Source organism: Klebsiella scottii (genome assembly GCF_036561945.1).
Lineage (GTDB): Bacteria > Pseudomonadota > Gammaproteobacteria > Enterobacterales > Enterobacteriaceae > Klebsiella > Klebsiella scottii.
The window spans coordinates 1,037,210-1,053,830 of the sequence record NZ_JARXNI010000020.1; the positions used below are offsets into that span (position 1 = coordinate 1,037,210).

Consider the following 16,621-nt stretch of genomic DNA (forward strand, 5'->3'; position numbering starts at 1 on the left):
AATTCCTTGTTAGTTGATACGAATGTTTTTGGTGATTTTCCCCAGTGCCAGAGGTCTGCGTTTTTCCACAAAGAAATACACAACGTTGAAAGCTGATTTACGGTGATTCCCCCGACCCAGGGAGGGCCAGTTACGGAAAGATTCGATCTGTTCTTCTGAATAGGGTGTGTCAGAGAAGTCAAATAGCACAAGCAGGGCTTTGCCGTCGTGCTTCATCAGCTTCTTTACCTCCGTGCTGTTGACGGTTGCGGAGACATTGGAACGAGCAGCTGTTGGCTTACGGACTGCAAACTCAACGGCCACATCGTCAATCACAAAATCAATGAAACCATGCCCGGATACCGTTCCTGGTAGCCTGCTTTTGACTTCAGGCGAGACGTTGTCTGCAAACCAACCCAGCAAATAGCAACGTACCAAAGGCAGTAATTCCCGCTCGCTACATTCGTTCAGACGCAGTGTTTTGACAAATTCTCGCCGGTAAAGAGAGCTGAAAAAGTACTCAAAGCAATCCGTTATCTCAGTAATGGTGGTTGCCACAATATTCTCCTTTTTGTCCACCTTTGCTCTGCTGCTCAACAGATGGGGCTTTCAATCCAGCCTGGTTGATCGGCTGCAGCCGTTTTTGTCTATAAAAGACGTAAATATCAATTTTATGTCCATTAGGGATGTTCATGCAAGAGTAAAAAGGCCCCAGAATTCCTCTTATGGACGTTCTGGAGATAAAATGATGGTTAAACTGATGGCAGATTCAGCTGATAAGCTGGTAGGACAGCGTATTCAGGCCAGACGTAAAGAAGCAGGGCTAACTGCTGCCGATCTTGCAGAGACTATCGATATCTCTCAACAACAACTTTCCCGCTATGAACGCGGAACGAATAAGATCAATATTGCTCATTTAGTCAAAATTGCCGTTGCTTTAAAAACTCCAATCAGCTGGTTCTTTATTGATTGTATGGAGGATTTAAATGTTTCTGATATCCCGATTAACTATGCCACTGGGCTTGACGTTGAATTAAAACAACGTCTCGAGCAAGTCTGGAATAAGCTAGATAACACTAAGAGAAAAAGCTTGATTATGTTTTTAGATGAGTTTATAAAATAACAACCAAATTAGTTCCTGAGTGAAACTATTTGCATTAAAAGCATAGCCCTGGTAAAATAACATTGCTGGATAGTGTCATATTGTCCAGTGGCTGATACAAATTAATTGCCAACTTAGCATTTCATTTTATTATCCCATTCTGATGGGAGGACGTCTATCGTCTAAACAGTCAGTATGGGAAATGGTCAATTATTGGTTTGTATCATCAATCCAAATGCATATTTTTCGGAATGAAAACGATGAGTGTTATCCATCAGGAAGGGCTGGCTATGCCCGTCGATCAGGAATTAATAAATATCATATTAAATGAAGCGGGAAATCCACCGCCGCATAAAGCCCAAATTACAGCCGTCAGTCTGTTATTTAAAGACCTGAGTTACAGCGCTGAAAAGGGCGGTTTCCATCCCGTCGAAATACGGCTTATTTCATGCAATGATGAATGGTATTTCGATTACATCACCGACTTCAGTTATATGGGAGTGGTTTACCCCGAACTGGAAAAGGAAATTGATATTAGCTGGAGTCAGCAATATGTCTTTCTTGCTCATGTTGGTGACCTGCCTGTTAACGCCGGAAGGGAGTTATTTGAACTCTGGCAATACAACTTTATTCAGTATCACGCCATGAACGTCTACACCATTACCGTCCTGTGGGAAAGCTAATCCCGCCGCACTAATCATCACTACCTTATGGGGAATTATCTGTGACTGATAACAGAGGGATACGTGCGTCTCAACAGGGAGAACTGGACTGTCTTTGCGGTGCTTATTGCGTGGTCAATATGCTGAGCTGGCTGTATGACGGCAGAGTGAAACGACGCCCGTTAATGAATCGGCTTATTCAGACTTATCAGCAGCGCTGGCCTTTGCATGAATGGCTGACTGAAGGAATTGAAGAAGACCGCTTAGACTGGCTGATGGCTCAGGTTTTGCAGAAAGGGCATCACAGCCGGCAATTCCCGGTTCAAATCACCAAACCCTTCGCAGGGAGGCGGGGATTATCAGACGGGCGGCTTTTCAGGGAAATGCAGCGGTTTCTTGACGTCACTGATCACTCCCGTCTGATTATGCTCAGCGACCAGTTTCACTGGTCCCTTCTGGTCAAAATAGATGAAGAAACGCTCTGCTTCTTCGACAGCAACGGGCGAACCACCATGCCCCGTAAAGCTTTCTCCCTGCGTACTGGCGTAACCCGCCGCCAGTTGTTTCCCGACGCCATTTACTTCATTGAACGGGAGTTCTGATATGACCATGTTTACCCAGCGTGAAACCCGTATTCTTGACCAGGCGCGTGACATCATCAGCCGGTACTACCAGCGTGGGGTTCAGCTTTGTTCCCCTGATGATGTCCAACGGTGCGTGATGGTTGAGCTGGCACCGCTTGAACATGAAGAGTTTGGCATCATCCTACTCGATAATCAGAATCAGCTGCTGCACCGAGAAATCCTGTTCAGGGGTACGCTAAACTCGGTCAGCGTTCACCCCCGCGAAGTTATCAAACGCGTGCTGAAACATAATGCCGCCGCAGTCATCCTTGTCCACAACCATCCCAGCGGCGAGCCTGAGCCCAGCCGTTGCGATATCAAGTTGACTAAAAAGCTTCAGGAGCTGCTGGAAATGCTGGATGTGCGGTTGCTTGACCACTTTATCGTCGCCGGGACTGAAACGGTGTCGATGGCTGAACGGGGGCTGGTGTGATGCTGAAAGTTACCTGGTTTAATGTACGTTATTGCGGGTTAGGCACATGAACAGGGCTGCGTTACGTCAGGTTGTGCCGGTGGCGCAAACCACCGTGTTAGATGCGTATATTGGCGGTCTGGCACCCTCGGGGCGGCGGGGCATCACCAGCCTGTTAAGCCGCAGCGCCAGCATACTTAAACGCGGTACTAATGCAGCAGTCTATCCGTGGGAGCAACTTAACTACGCCGCCGTCGCTAAAGTACGTGCGGCACTGCTGGATGACGGTTACGCCGTGTCGTCGGTCAACATGGCGCTGTCAGCGCTCCGGGGAGTGGCGCAGACAGCCTTTAATCTTAATTGTATGAATGCCGAAACGCTGGCTCGTATCCGGTCTGTTAAGCGTGTGAGCGGCGATATCCAGCGCAAGGGAAGGGCGCTGGACAGGCAGGAAATCCGCGCGTTGATGCATGCCGCAAAACAGCATCCGCAACCGGTACGGCGCTGTCGTGATACCGCCATTGTGCTGACGCTTTGCGGAACAGGCTTGCGGGCCGGGGAACTGGTTAAACTTGAGCGCCGGGACTATGACAACGGCATCCTGACGGTGAGGCAAGGGAAGGGGCGTAAATACCGTGAAATTCACGTGGCGGATGCAGTTGATAAAGCTATCCGCGCTTGGCTGAAGGTCAGCGTAAACGAAGCTGAAAACGCACTGTTCAGCCGTATCCAGCGCAACGGGAAGACCGCCAGCCAGCCTCTGACAACAACCGGGTTAACGGGTATCCTGGTGGAGTTACAGCATACGTCAGGTATTGCACGTTTTACTCCACATGACATGCGGCGTACCTTCATCACCCGCTTGCTGGAGCAGGGTGTGGATATCAACACCGTCCGCCAGTTGGCAGGACACAGCGACATATCCACGACTACACGCTATGACTGCCGTGGTGAGAGCATGAAAATCAGCGCCAGCAAACGTATCAGGTGTTTTTAGCTGCTGAGGAGATTCAGTAGCGACTTAAGTTTTATCTTCAGCACTCAACCGCGCGTACTTTTGATTCTGGACGTTAATTTGTGCATTGATATTTTCAGGCTGAAGCATCCATGCAACATCCTCACGCGTCCATTTTTTTCCGTCAGATAGTTGTTTAAACGGGGGTTTCCACTTTCCATACTCATTAAGTTTTTCTGCTACCGATGCATATTTCTCACGATCTGACTCCCCCGTGTGGAGTTTATCAAAGCGGCCTTTAACGACCTGGTAAGCAGTGTAGATTTTTAATGAATTTGGGGATCTGACCGGAACAATCATGGGGTGTTCTTCAAGCCTATAAACCCCGTTATGCTCCCCTTCACTGAACAGATCGTTAAACATGTGATTTACGCAGGCACTCAGCACATCCGCCGCTTTCTTTGCGTCGATTTTATCCGGGCTAAAACCCGTTCCCGTCAATTTCCGGGCAATCAGCGCCAGCTTTTGCCGGGTATCCCGCCCCAGATAGAGTTTCTTCTCCAGAAATTCAAAGACCTCGTTACTGCTTTTCCGTTCCCGGTGGCATTTAGCGTCAGCCTTGTTGCTTTGGTTACCAATCACTGGTCACCTCCATGAAAATGTTTTGTTTAAAATATCATCATTGAGCCTCAGTAGAAAAGGGCTCTTTATGTGACCGTTTCAGAGACATAAAAAGTACTTCCGAATGACATAAACATGAACGATGCCTTCAATGTGCTCAACGAAGGCAGCGTTGGGCGAATCCTTGCGTTTTTTGGTGGTTGTAAATAACCCCGCTCCTGAAACAGCTCAAAGGAGCACAAGCATGAACACTAACCGTATTTTGCGTAAAAAAGAGGTTCTTCATCTGACGGGGATCTCGTCAGCGACGTTGTACCGACTCATCTCGAAAGGAGCCTTTCCAGAATCTAAAAAACTGACTGGTGATAGTGGCCGGGCAGTGGGCTGGGGATTAAATGAAATTCAAAACTGGGTTAACGGTCGTATGCAGGCGGGAGAGTAAAATGAAAGAGATAAATTCGAACACCAGTGCAACGAACAAAAAGTTAGTTCCCTGGTTTAAAACCATGGGGAAACAAATTGGTTTACCACAATATCAGATAGCTGCTGTGTTAAAGGAGCAGAAGGTTCGGATAGATAAGCTTAACTATGTATCTGCTTACTGGGTTTCCATCGCCCTCACGCAGGATATTAGGGGACGCGACGGCCTGTGGAATGTCTACGGCAAACTGGCGCTAATTCTTGAGCGTTGCAAATACATTCCCTGCGGGAGCAGGGCCTGTGCATATTGTACAGCAGCTCAGCAATTGCATTATCAGGGGTGGGATGTTACCGGGAAGCATAAGTTATATCAGGGGCCTGCAGTGCGTATAGATTTTTTTAACCTGGACGATCCGAATTCATCCTGTCACTGGGATGAAAATAAGTTAGTCGAAATGCATGGGGATGGCATGCTGAAGTAACCGGTGGACTGCCATTTCTGTTTAGTCAATAAATGAACCTTACCCTGTTACTCTACTCTGGTGGCAGGGTAATCAATTCAATCAGGAATAATCAAAGATGAACGAATCTTATTACTTCAGAACATCCAACCCGGATTACATTCGCCACGCCCCCTCAACGCTTGAGATTTTAAGTCAGGCATTCCCCACACTTATTACGCAGCAGGAAAGTGAGCATGAACTGCAGCATCTTATCCATCTGCTGAATAAACTGAAAGGGAGCAATCGCTGCTATAACGTCATTGCCCAAAAACTCGGGCAGTGCAGAAATGAAGCTCCGTGCAAAAGTATTGTCTGTCCGCATTGCCAGCGGGAACGCATTCTGAAGCAACTGGCAATGTGGCATGTCCTGCCGGGGAATTCAGCAGAATACGTGGGAGTGGTCCTGTTTTACAACAAGGAGACGCAAACTCCGCCGCCATGGAAGAACACTGGGGCGCTCAGGGCGCAAATCGGTCGTTATAAGCAGAGGATAAGCCGGGTTCTTAACCGTCTGGGATACGCCGGACCGGCCACAGGAACTTTTAGCATGATGCGACATATGCCTGATGGCCCAGAAGAGCGTATTTTCTGGGTTCCACAGTTGTGTTTATTCCTGCCCAATGACAGTACGTTGATTAAGGGGCTAAAAGCGCATATGTCGCGAAGTGGTGGGGCATTCATTGATTCGTCGACTGTCAACACGCCGGTAATCGTGCTCAGGTATAAAGACCCCGCGAGGCTGCTTTCATGCGCCCTAAATACAGTCTGGCACACAGCAGATTACACACTGACTGATAAAGACGCCCTTGTTAAGTCAAGAATAGAGCCACTGAAAGGCCGGACACTGTTAAAAAGCCTGCTTACCCTGGACTCACTCGGAACAGGTGTCGTTTCTTTTTCGTTTGGGCAACTCCCAGGGAAGGTGCACTGATTTATCGGTAATGCAGCAACCGCAATGCACTTTTGCTGGTGATTAAATTGCAGTGGAACGACGAATAACACCGGCGACCACTGCAATTTTGTAGTTGTAAAACTGCAGCGCTGGCCAGTGATTTTGATTGCGTTGATGCACTTTAAAATTCCAACTGCTCCGGTTTTAACGTAACCGTCTGTTTTCTGCAGGGTCTTACGGATGCCTCTGCGCACCCGATCCTTGTCATCAACTGACGAGTTAGCGCATCTGCGAGGGCTTTCTGCGTTTCTGCCAGTGAATATTCTACACACAATGGGGGGAGCGGTCAGCGAGCACCATTGCCATTGAGCGCAACGGAGAGCCTAGGGGCATGCAGCACTACGGAGGCTTCATCCCCTTCTCATGTCATTAAACAATACGGCGAACGAGCGCAGTGAGTGAGGGAAGGCGTCAGCCTGAACAGGGGGAAAGATTTGCGACCGGAGTGGAGCAAATCATGGGCGGAGCCCATCCTCGCGACTGGGGTTTTGACTTTCGAATTGCCCAGCGTTGAGTTTGGTTAATGTAGTGAGACGAGGATGCTGAGAGGGGACCGTGAGTACTGAAAAGGATTATCCAGTGAAGATCCCGAAGTGGGTTTATGACCGTATTACCGAAATAACGGACTGTTTGGTAGGGGATACGCAATGGGCTGTCACCCGACGACGGACATTGCGCCGGTTCTTAGCCCACATATGGCTGGAGGCAGACGATGATGGATGGACTATATGCACTGTCCGGGATATCCGTAGCTGTTACGCCAGCCTTCTAAGTGAATGTGAGATCAATTACCAAGGCAGGGCCTCCATATCTATGCTGGTCGATTTCCTGCCGACACTGCCGGATATCGAATTTCGTGCAGGGAAAGCGTGCGTGGATGTTAAAAAGCGTAAAGCTAGTGTATGGCGGTTCAATCCGCAGCAATCAGTGTCTGCTTTTGGCAAGTTAAATCTGGTTGACCTTGAGACTGGTGAGTCTGTCAATTTTCGAGATCTGCTTAAGGCGAACGGGAAAGCTCCTAGGCATGTAATAGATGTTGAAAAACGCCAGACTGACCTAAAGCGAAGGGAAACGGCGTTCCTGGGAAGGATTGCGCGGGGGCGAATGCACATCAGCTTGGTGAGGGCATTACGTAGCCGGGAGCCTGATGCCTATTACCGCGCAGGTACACGCAGCCTAAACCATCTCTACAATGGCAGGATTGAGGGACAATATGTTACTTACGACCATTATTATCGTCTGACGTTTGGAGGACGGTACTACGATGCCGCCTTTCAGAACCTGCCCAATGAGTTGAAAGCTAAGTTTCGGGCCGGGTTACTCAACTATGACATCGAAGCCTGCAATCTGGCCTGCCTGAACCATCTGTTCAGGGAGTATAAAGTCGATTACTGCGTGGATGCTTCTATCTATGGGGAGATGATGGAACATACCGGGCTGACCCGTAAACAGTGCAAACAGATGGTCCATACCACCACCTACAGAATTGGGCGTGTGACTATTGGTATTAATGATGGCCTTGGAGCAAAAGTGTATGGATGGTGCGGTAACAGGAGGAAAAAGGCGCTGAAGATCCTGCGTTGGTGGAACCAGTATGTCAACCCGTTGAGATGCGCGCTTGAGTCATTGCTGGAACGTGTGCATGACGCACACCGCAAAAATTGTTCATCACCGCGTAACTATCACAGGTATGCCAATGAAGTCGGATTAATACTGGACCTGAATAGTGAGGATTATCAACGTGAAAAAACTCACCATCAGCAATATGCGCGGAATAAGGCACTGTTGGCGTTCATGATTTGTGGTGTTGAGCAGGCGTATATACGCGAAGTGGTGAGGATGAATCCCGGGCGAGTTTGCATGCTGGATCATGATGGGGTAGTGGCAACGGGCGCGCTTTCACTACCAGACTGGCGTGGTTTCACGATGAAAGTGAAGGACTAGCTTACATTATTGAATATAATTATATGCGCCCTGTTATACGGGCGTATTACATTGCCAGTCATAATGGGATATGTGCATATCCAGCAAGTGAGCCATGTCCGGTTTGAGCGAACAGCGAAGAGCGGAAGTCGGAATGCATACTTAAATTGAGCAATTTTGAGTTATGGGGAGCTGGTCAACCCACTGAGTTGTTTTTGCCTATGATAACGGTCACAATCAACCTCAAAGTGTGTGGATTTGAAAGTGATTACCATGAAGAAAACAAAGGCTGATTTTGGCGTAACAATTGACGACACTTTAATAATGGATTTTCGCGATGTGGTTAATGAAGGGGAGTTTGCTTACAGCTACTTCATAAACAGAAATGGTAAAAACCAGTTCAGCCCTATCTGTTCGTGCATGGATTGGATAAGCGTTACTGTTCGCAATCTGATGAACTTCCCTGAGCTGTCTGAAGATATTGATGTCAAGGCCATGCAGGTTTACTCCCTTATTTCATCTATTGATATTGCTGTGGAGGCGTTGCAGCAGCTTCACCGCATCATTGAGAGTGATCATAAGTTGGCGAGGTGGCCTTTCAAAAAATCTACGAATGTCTTTAAGAATAAAACACCCTATCTTTCACATGAGGATGATGACGCATACTTTAAAAGTATTCGTGCTATCTTTGGTGCTCACCCTACAAATCTTAAAAATAGTGATGGTGAGCGACTGTTTGCAAGCTGGCCTCATTTTCATGCTTTCAATGGAAATGATTTCACTATAAGCCTTTACAACAACACGCCAGGGAAAGATGATGTTATTTTTGGCATTAAGTTTGATGAGCTTATTGCATATATTGAAGACAGGTATAAATACCTAACAAGCCTAAAGGGTTCAGTAATAGCAATCCGTATAAAACATTACAGCACTCTATCCAAACAGATTATACCGTATACTAATAACATTCATGCCGAGTTAAAATTGCTTCTTTCAGAAGTTACGGTGCGAGGTGATAATGATTATTACCGAATGAAAGTGGAGGAGTTAATAAATTTGTTTGAGGGGAATGTTAAAGAGGCACATCTCAAGGATGAAGTTGACGTGTTTTTAAGTAAACTACACCCTATTGCTGTAGAGATTAGATATAATCTTCAGGAAATGAATATTGAGGATTTAACAACTACGCATGGAGTGATGATTTCAACGCTTCCGAAAAATGCCCTGCATTACGTTCTTCAGAAAATGTTTACCTGGCTCCACTCTGATAGGTATGACCCAATGGGTGGTTATTACTTGGACGCGTTAAATGAATATTCAAACGGGAGGTACAATTTTTGTTCTGAGGATGATGACAGTACAACCCTGTTGAAGCTCCGGATGATGTTGTATCGGTATCATCAACAAAAAGAGGCTTAGCCACGAAAACAAACAATACAGTTTGAAGTTCGTGTGACCTAAGCGCTAGGCATTCTGAGACGACACGTGTTACATGCAGATTAATTCATCGTTACATCCATAATGTCCGCTTCACGCCCTGAGACATTCGACAAGCTTTTTATGGCTTCAGTAAGGGCGACTTTCGCGCTTCCAGTGCCAGCAAGTATTTCGCTTCGTCGTACCGGGTTCTGGTCTTCCAGCAGCGGTAAATGATCCTTATCCATTTAAACGCCAGAGCCCGGATAGCTGATTGATGCGATTTCCCTTTTTGTCGCTGGCCCTGGTAATAAAGTCTGGCCCAGTACGATGAGTTAACCGTCTTCGCAGTCCATTCCACGAATGTCTGTCGGACGAACTTTGCGCACTGCCAACGCCAGTGTACCCAGGGTTTTTGACCACTTCGCTCGGTTACTGGTGCGATGCCAGCGTAGTTTTGAATTTCTTCTGCGCTGTTGAAGCGGTCGCGGTTATCACCCAGTGCGGCAAGCATTCGTGGGCCCATACACGGGCCCATCCCAGGGTGTGATTTGAACAGTTCTGCATCCGGAAGCGTATCGAATAAGGATTCAATACGTTCGTCGTAGGTTCTGATTAGGTTGCCTGCCAGGTTGATTTGGGATGCAAGTGCTGTTGCCATCAATGCATTTGCCTCGATGACCGTTTTATCTGTGGTCAGGGGAATAGCGCTGGCAATACTTGCAACCCGCTGTTCGGTATATGCAACAGCAGGACCACCTTTAGCGTTCATAAAATGACGGACAGTATCGCTGCGAGCCCGTTTGAGTTGTTGCAGGCTTGGCCAGCGAATGATTAGCTCGCAGAACAGTGAGCTGTCCCGATGGGAGAACCATTCCAGGGGCTGGGGGTAATACTGCTTAAGCGTGTTGATGAGCCGATTAACAAAACGACGCTTGTCTTCGACCAGCAGTCGGCGCTGCTCAACTAATTGCTGGAGTAATCGGATATCCGGATTGTCGGCTTCAATGGCTTTTATCTTGTGGGGATAACGTAGCATCAGGTCTAATGCCAGCTCAGCATCCTGCGGATCATCCTTCGCACCGCTGGGCCAGAAAGCCTGTCGGTAGCGGGCCAGTGACAACGCGTGTACTGGAAAAACAGTGACACATGGGTACTTCTGGAGTGCATACACCACCGGGCCTTTCTTCAGCTCAACGGCAATAGCAATCCTGCCTTTCACCCTCTGGTGTAACTCATTAAGCCAGATATCAAGTGCCTCAGGCGTATGTTCAATCACATGGAATATGCGATCACCGTTTTTAAACTGAACGCAGACATCGTGTTTTTTATCCGCCCAGTCCAGACCAACATGAGCAGCAAACTGATCTTTCGCAGTCATCACCAACTCCTTTTTATCGGGGATTGGTACGCATTCCACGCTCTTCGAAAGAAATATAGTCAGCAGTTTTTCTGCATGCCCTGAGTATTCGTTAGCGAACGTGGAGCACTTACTGGCTCGAAAGCAAAGCGGCAATCATCAAATCACATGATTCTGGCACAATATTCGTAACCAATAAGCGCATACCCTGAATCACTTAAAAGTGTAACTCTCAGGGTGTGAATGACTATATCTGGCACAGAATGGACAAGCTTACTGGGTGATGTAGCCTCCTGAAACACCAGACCGTAGTTGTGTAAGTATGTAAGCATTCCTGCAAAACATGCTATTCACTTATAGAGAGCCTCTGGCAATCTAGCTGCCGCTGCTGGCCCGAGGCCGCCGATTGGTCGCTACTGGGGGACTGCTGCGAGCCCGAACCTGCCGAGTGGCGGTACACACGAATTAGAGCCACACGCGGCCACTGCCAAAGAATTTTGCAGATCATCGCAAAGATTCACGCATAGCTTAGGACAACTATTAACAACCCTTGGTAGTTCGGTGTGTGGTGGACACTGCTCTCGAACCATAATAGAATTTGCTTCGAATGGAACAGCGTCAGATTGCCTGTTTTACTTGTCGCAAGCAACACCAAATAAGGAGTTCTTTTTGACTATAGATTTTAAATGCTCAGCTGGAAAGGTTGAGCTATTTTATAGCGGTACTTACCTGATGGATAGTCCACAATATAGTAAGCTACAAGTAAGCGGGACTGATTTCCTGTCAAAACTGAACGGGACAAGAGTTGAAGATATTCCGCCTGGCATTAGTTTTTATATAGGAGGGGTTCAAGAAGTTTATCCTTCCTTGTCAGCTCTCTCTCTTGATAACTCAGAAAGAGGGATGACGATAACTATGCAGACGAAATATATGAATATCGGCGCTTGGGTTAAGCCGTTTTCTTTTGATGAATATCTTTTTAAAATACAGTCACTAATGAGTGATATTCTCCCGCCAATAAAAAAATATTATCAGCATGACGATGTAACACTTATTAATTACACCGTATTGGGAGTGGTTTTTTCAATTGGAAACGGAGATCTGTTAGATGCTATTTCAAGTCGTTTGGAGAGCTTCGCTCGCGCACAGCGTGAAGCTGAGAGAATGCTATACAATCAAACCTTATCAAATTATACATATCTGGCCCGAGAGTTGAATTTTGTTGAGGGAGAAAAATTTTGCTTGGAAGAAGACTTGACAGTGGAGTTCAAGGAGGTCAAGGGGAATAATCCAGTAAAGTCAATTCAGAACTTAGTAGATGAATATATTCTAGCATTTTTTAATAGCCAAGGTGGTAGCGTTTTTTGGGGGGTAAATGATGATGGCATAGTCACAAGCTTGAAATTGACATCTAAAATGAAGGATGATATCAGGAAGTCTGTTAGCGATAAAATTAACGTGATTGAGCCGCCTATAGATCCCACGCAGATAGGTGTGTTTTTTCACAAAGTATCAAACACTGATAGTGGCTACGTGCTGGAAGTGAACGTACCAAGCTCTCAATCAGAACTGCTTTACTTTAACTCATCTGGAGAAACTTGGGTTAGGTTAAATGGCTCGAAAAAAAAGATTCAGGGTTCTGCATTGCAGGACTATATTATCAAGCGAACTCATAAGAGTTCCTGAGGTTATTTTGCAAATCTTGAAAATCTACCATTGGTTTCGGCCACTAACGAACTGCATGCCAGATTGATATTTTCCCAAGGGTCAACGATCTACCTTCTGCCATGAGCAAACCGAAGGTAAATCGCCGAATATAAATGGCAGCATTGTGGAGAACAAGCTTTCGTTAATGGCGGTTATTGGTACAAAGTGGACCCTGAAGAATGAGTTCTATCCTCGTGGTTCACTAAGTGCTGTAAGTTCTACTCGAATTCTGTTATCCATTTGTCCAACATATCAGCCCATTCCTGCATCATCACTTTACGCTCATCAAGATAAGTTGCATGGTTGTATGTGCGACGAACATTGTTGGTATCAGCGTGCGCAAGTTGGGCCTCAATAGCATCAGGTCGATAGCCCATCTCGTTTAAGCGGGTACTTCCTGTGGTTCTGGTTGCATGTGGGCTATAAGTACCGCTCCAGCCGAGGCTTTTAAGTAGTTGACGCAGAGAGTGTGATGTCATTGGACCTAGCGGATTATCCCTGCCCGGAAAAAGGTGCTGTCGATGCCCGGTTAATCCCTGTAGCGTTCTGAGCATGTTGACGGCTTGGGAGGGGAGGGGAATAACATGTTCTCTGCGGGCTTTCATCCGCGCTGCCGGAATGGTCCACAGGGCGTTATCAAGATCGAATTCTGTCCATTCAGCTTCGGTGGCTTCTGCAGGACGCGCCAATGTCCACCACATGAGCCACATGCAGTAGTTAACCTGGTACGAGCCACGACTATTGTCAAAACAGTTTAATAACTTTCCGATTTGCTGAGGATTCAGTGCTTGTTTGTGCTGTGTCTTATTGGTCGGAAGGGCCTTGCGCACAGGCCAGACAGGATCACTATCAGCTCTAAGTGTCGCTACTGCCAACTCGAAAACTGATGAAATGGTGCGACGGGCTTCAGCGGCAACTGTTGGTGCTCCTCGTTTAGCTGTTTCCTGAAGAATTTTAAGTATATGGTGTGGAGTGATCTCTCTGACAGGGAGCTTACCGATGGCGGGAAAAACCACACGTTCAAGCATATCCAGTCGCCGCGTTTTGGTGATTTCGGCCCAGTCTTTCATCTGCAGCCACTCTTTAGCGATCAGCTCAAAGGTGTTGGATGCGTCGTTGACCTTGCGGATCTTATCTAACTGGCGAGCCTGTGTCGGGCTAACTCCATCCGCGACTTGTTTACGCGCTTGCTCACATTTTTCGCGAGCTTCGGCAAGTTTGACCGTTGGGTACTCACCCAACGCGAACATGCTGGATTTGCCGTTGAGTTTAAACCGATAGCGCCATGCCTTTTTGCCGTTGGGTTTCACTTCAAGGTAGAGACCATTGAAGTCATTGAGTCGATAGAGTTTTTCTTTCGGCTTAGCAGTGCGGCATTGCGTATCAGTGAGCATAGCGAGTCCTTGTCTATTTCTTATACCGCTATTGTACTCACTTAAAATGAAGATGGAAGAATGTTGTACTCATCAATGTACTCATTTTTGACAGCGTTTTTACGAGATGAGTTGAGACGTTATGAAATGAAAAATCCACGCAATTGCGTGGATTTTATAGAGTTTTACCGTTTTTATGAGATTCAGTGAAACCTCATGAGACAACAAATTTTATTTAGACGTTGAACAGGAAGTTCATTACGTCGCCATCTTTAACGATGTAGTCTTTGCCTTCGGCGCGCATCTTACCGGCTTCTTTCGCGCCTTGTTCGCCTTTGTAAGCGATAAAGTCTTCATAGGCGATAGTCTGAGCGCGGATAAAGCCTTTTTCGAAATCGGTGTGAATTTTACCCGCCGCCTGCGGCGCGGTCGCGCCGACAGGGATCGTCCACGCGCGGACTTCTTTAACGCCGGCGGTGAAGTAGGTTTGCAGGTTCAGCAGCTCGTAGCCTGCGCGGATAACTCGGTTCAGGCCCGGCTCTTCCAGGCCCAGTTCGGCCATAAACTCATCGCGGTCAGCGTCGTCAAGTTCCGCAATATCGGATTCAACGGCGGCGCAGACGGCAACCACCACTGAGCCTTCGGCGGCAGCGATTTCGCGGACTTTATCGAGATACGGGTTGTTCTCGAAGCCGTCTTCGTTGACGTTAGCGATGTACATGGTTGGCTTCAGGGTCAGGAAGCTCAGGTATTTGATGGCGGCTTTATCTTCGTCCGTCAGCGCCAGCGCGCGCAGCATGCCGGCGTTTTCGAGCTGCGGCAGACATTTTTCCAGCGCGACCAGTTCAGCTTTCGCGTCTTTATCGCCGCCTTTTGCCTTCTTCTGTACGCGATGAATTGCGCGTTCGCAGGTATCAAGATCGGACAGCGCCAGCTCGGTGTTGATAACGTCGATATCGTCAGCCGGGTCCACTTTGTTGTTCACGTGGATGATGTTGTCGTTTTCAAAGCAGCGAACAACGTGGCCGATAGCTTCGGTTTCGCGAATGTTGGTCAGGAACTGGTTACCCAGGCCTTCGCCCTTGGATGCGCCTTTTACCAGGCCCGCGATGTCGACGAATTCCATGGTAGTCGGCAGGATGCGCTGTGGTTTAACGATTTCGGCCAGCTTATCCAGACGCGGATCGGGCATCGGTACGACACCGGTGTTCGGCTCAATAGTACAGAAGGGGAAGTTGGCCGCTTCAATACCCGCTTTGGTGAGCGCATTGAACAGGGTGGATTTGCCGACGTTGGGCAAACCGACGATACCGCATTTGAATCCCATGATTTAAATCACCTTAATCTTTGGATAATCAACCTGTTACATTGAACAGATTGTAGAAAAGTAAATAGCTTCGCCTATTATACACGGTGTGCGGCAAAAATTCCGCACGTCGGCCGGTTATTGCGCTTTAAATGCGTGTAAACGGTTGGTCGCTTTGGTCAGGCCTTCTTTCAGCCAGACTTCCGTGCAGCGCGCGGCTTCATCAACGGCCTCATCAATCAGTTTCTGCTCGCTAAGCGGCGGTTTACCTAATACAAAGCCGACAACTTTGTTTTTATCGCCCGGATGGCCGATTCCGACGCGTAAGCGATGAAAGTTCGGGTTATTGCCCAGTTTGCTGATGATATCCTTCAGGCCGTTATGCCCGCCGTGGCCGCCGCCGAGCTTAAATTTCGCCACGCCGGGCGGTAAATCCAGCTCATCATGCGCGACCAGGATCTCATCGGGATTAATCCGGTAAAAGGTGGCCATCGCCGCCACGGCTTTACCGCTGAGGTTCATAAAGGTGGTCGGCACCAGCAGACGGACATCCTCGCCGGCAAAGTTAATCCGCGAGGTGTAGCCGTAGAATTTGCTCTCTTCGCGCAGCGGCGCGCGGTGGCGGTCGGCCAGGAGGTCTACATACCAGGCGCCCGCGTTATGGCGTGTTGCCGCGTATTCCGCACCGGGGTTAGCCAGGCCGACAATCAGTTTTATCGTCACTTTTATATCCTGCATGGGTCGTTCTCTGGCGCGTAGTGTACTGTCTGCGAGCGCGCTTGACAAAATTCTGCCAGCGCAGCGCTATTGCCACGATAATTTCGCCGGTGAACCATTAGAATTTGATGTTGTTCAGTAAGTTATTTGTAAACTTTTGTTGGTTTGATGTTCGCTAATGTGATCGCCAACGCAATCACTCTTCTGCCCGTTGTCTATACTAGACCTATAAGTTCTGAGGGTACTCTCAGATAACCCAAGGTTCCGGAGGTGACATATGAAACGCAGAAACGCTTCGTTACTCGGTAATATACTGATGGGTTTAGGGTTGGTCGTCATGGTTGTTGGCGTCGGCTACTCCATTTTAAACCAGCTTCCGCAGCTTGACCTGCCGCAGTTTTTCGCGCACGGCGCAATTCTAAGCATCTTCGTCGGTGCCGTTCTTTGGCTTGCCGGCGCGCGCGTCGGCGGTCATGAACAGGTCGGCGACAGATACTGGTGGGTGCGTCACTACGACAAACGCTGCCGTCGCGACCAGCATCGCCACAGCTAAGTCAGTCCGTTGCCTGCACCTGTCGCCAGGCGGGTGC

The 16,621-nt window shown here is 47.9% G+C and carries 18 protein-coding genes; 12 read left to right on the forward strand and 6 right to left on the reverse strand.

What is annotated here, in order from left to right; all coding sequences use genetic code 11:
* Positions 1–9 precede the first annotated feature (9 nt).
* The gene (locus QFI97_RS12585; protein WP_087856095.1) at positions 10–537 is read right to left on the reverse strand and encodes a hypothetical protein; all 528 of its coding nucleotides are present in this window, start codon (positions 535–537) and stop codon (positions 10–12) included.
* Between the two features lie 190 nt (positions 538–727).
* Between QFI97_RS12585 and QFI97_RS12590 the strand changes: the two genes are divergently transcribed.
* The 5 genes from QFI97_RS12590 to QFI97_RS12610 all read left to right on the forward strand — a co-directional run bounded on the left by QFI97_RS12590 (position 728) and on the right by QFI97_RS12610 (position 3,775).
* Positions 728–1,102 (forward strand): helix-turn-helix domain-containing protein, encoded by a 375-nt coding sequence (locus QFI97_RS12590; RefSeq protein WP_039695432.1) that lies wholly within the window; start codon positions 728–730, stop codon positions 1,100–1,102.
* 269 nt (positions 1,103–1,371) lie between these two features.
* Positions 1,372–1,764 (forward strand): DUF2787 family protein, encoded by a 393-nt coding sequence (locus QFI97_RS12595; protein ID WP_199981111.1) that lies wholly within the window; start codon positions 1,372–1,374, stop codon positions 1,762–1,764.
* A 119-nt stretch (positions 1,765–1,883) separates the two neighbouring features.
* Positions 1,884–2,345 (forward strand): hypothetical protein, encoded by a 462-nt coding sequence (locus QFI97_RS12600; protein ID WP_346432087.1) that lies wholly within the window; start codon positions 1,884–1,886, stop codon positions 2,343–2,345.
* A gap of 1 nt (position 2,346) precedes the next feature.
* Positions 2,347–2,799 (forward strand): RadC family protein, encoded by a 453-nt coding sequence (gene radC / locus QFI97_RS12605; RefSeq protein WP_346431304.1) that lies wholly within the window; start codon positions 2,347–2,349, stop codon positions 2,797–2,799.
* Positions 2,800–2,845: 46 nt separating this feature from the next.
* Complete coding sequence (locus QFI97_RS12610; protein WP_346431305.1) at positions 2,846–3,775, forward strand: tyrosine-type recombinase/integrase; 930 nt, start codon at positions 2,846–2,848, stop codon at positions 3,773–3,775.
* A gap of 24 nt (positions 3,776–3,799) precedes the next feature.
* Here the strand turns inward: QFI97_RS12610 and QFI97_RS12615 are convergent, their stop codons facing one another.
* Positions 3,800–4,375, reverse strand: coding sequence for a hypothetical protein (locus QFI97_RS12615; RefSeq protein ID WP_071701105.1), 576 nt, complete (start codon positions 4,373–4,375; stop codon positions 3,800–3,802).
* Positions 4,376–4,598: 223 nt separating this feature from the next.
* Here QFI97_RS12615 and QFI97_RS12620 point away from each other — a divergent pair, with 223 nt between their 5' ends.
* The 5 genes from QFI97_RS12620 (at position 4,599) to QFI97_RS12640 (ending at position 9,571) form a co-directional block, all read left to right on the forward strand.
* Positions 4,599–4,796 (forward strand): helix-turn-helix transcriptional regulator, encoded by a 198-nt coding sequence (locus tag QFI97_RS12620; RefSeq protein ID WP_071701106.1) that lies wholly within the window; start codon positions 4,599–4,601, stop codon positions 4,794–4,796.
* A 1-nt stretch (position 4,797) separates the two neighbouring features.
* On the forward strand, positions 4,798–5,256 hold the full coding sequence (locus tag QFI97_RS12625) for a hypothetical protein (protein ID WP_071701107.1): 459 nt from the start codon (positions 4,798–4,800) through the stop codon (positions 5,254–5,256).
* Between the two features lie 97 nt (positions 5,257–5,353).
* Positions 5,354–6,208, forward strand: a complete 855-nt coding sequence (locus QFI97_RS12630; protein WP_346431306.1) for a hypothetical protein — start codon at positions 5,354–5,356, stop codon at positions 6,206–6,208.
* Positions 6,209–7,042: 834 nt separating this feature from the next.
* Complete coding sequence (locus QFI97_RS12635) at positions 7,043–8,173, forward strand: hypothetical protein (protein WP_346431308.1); 1,131 nt, start codon at positions 7,043–7,045, stop codon at positions 8,171–8,173.
* A 252-nt stretch (positions 8,174–8,425) separates the two neighbouring features.
* Positions 8,426–9,571 (forward strand): hypothetical protein, encoded by a 1,146-nt coding sequence (locus QFI97_RS12640; protein ID WP_346431309.1) that lies wholly within the window; start codon positions 8,426–8,428, stop codon positions 9,569–9,571.
* Positions 9,572–9,710: 139 nt separating this feature from the next.
* Here QFI97_RS12640 and QFI97_RS12645 read toward each other — a convergent pair whose 3' ends face one another.
* Entirely contained in the window at positions 9,711–10,949 is a 1,239-nt protein-coding gene (locus QFI97_RS12645) for an IS110 family RNA-guided transposase (protein WP_346431310.1), read from the reverse strand.
* 648 nt (positions 10,950–11,597) lie between these two features.
* Here QFI97_RS12645 and QFI97_RS12650 point away from each other — a divergent pair.
* Positions 11,598–12,614, forward strand: a complete 1,017-nt coding sequence (locus QFI97_RS12650) for an ATP-binding protein (protein ID WP_346431311.1) — start codon at positions 11,598–11,600, stop codon at positions 12,612–12,614.
* A 239-nt stretch (positions 12,615–12,853) separates the two neighbouring features.
* Here the strand turns inward: QFI97_RS12650 and QFI97_RS12655 are convergent, their stop codons facing one another.
* From QFI97_RS12655 to pth, 3 genes are all read right to left on the reverse strand, one after another.
* On the reverse strand, positions 12,854–14,029 hold the full coding sequence (locus tag QFI97_RS12655; protein WP_346431312.1) for a tyrosine-type recombinase/integrase: 1,176 nt from the start codon (positions 14,027–14,029) through the stop codon (positions 12,854–12,856).
* A 214-nt stretch (positions 14,030–14,243) separates the two neighbouring features.
* Positions 14,244–15,335, reverse strand: a complete 1,092-nt coding sequence (gene ychF, locus QFI97_RS12660) for a redox-regulated ATPase YchF (RefSeq protein WP_095101955.1) — start codon at positions 15,333–15,335, stop codon at positions 14,244–14,246.
* A 117-nt stretch (positions 15,336–15,452) separates the two neighbouring features.
* Positions 15,453–16,037 carry an aminoacyl-tRNA hydrolase gene (gene pth / locus QFI97_RS12665; RefSeq protein ID WP_041147674.1) on the reverse strand — a complete coding sequence of 195 codons (585 nt, stop codon included), beginning with the start codon at positions 16,035–16,037 and terminating at the stop codon, positions 15,453–15,455.
* A gap of 271 nt (positions 16,038–16,308) precedes the next feature.
* Between pth and ychH the strand changes: the two genes are divergently transcribed.
* Positions 16,309–16,584: a stress-induced protein YchH gene (gene ychH / locus QFI97_RS12670; RefSeq protein WP_346431313.1), complete on the forward strand. Its 276-nt coding sequence runs from the start codon at positions 16,309–16,311 to the stop codon at positions 16,582–16,584.
* The last annotated feature ends 37 nt before the right edge of the window (positions 16,585–16,621 follow it).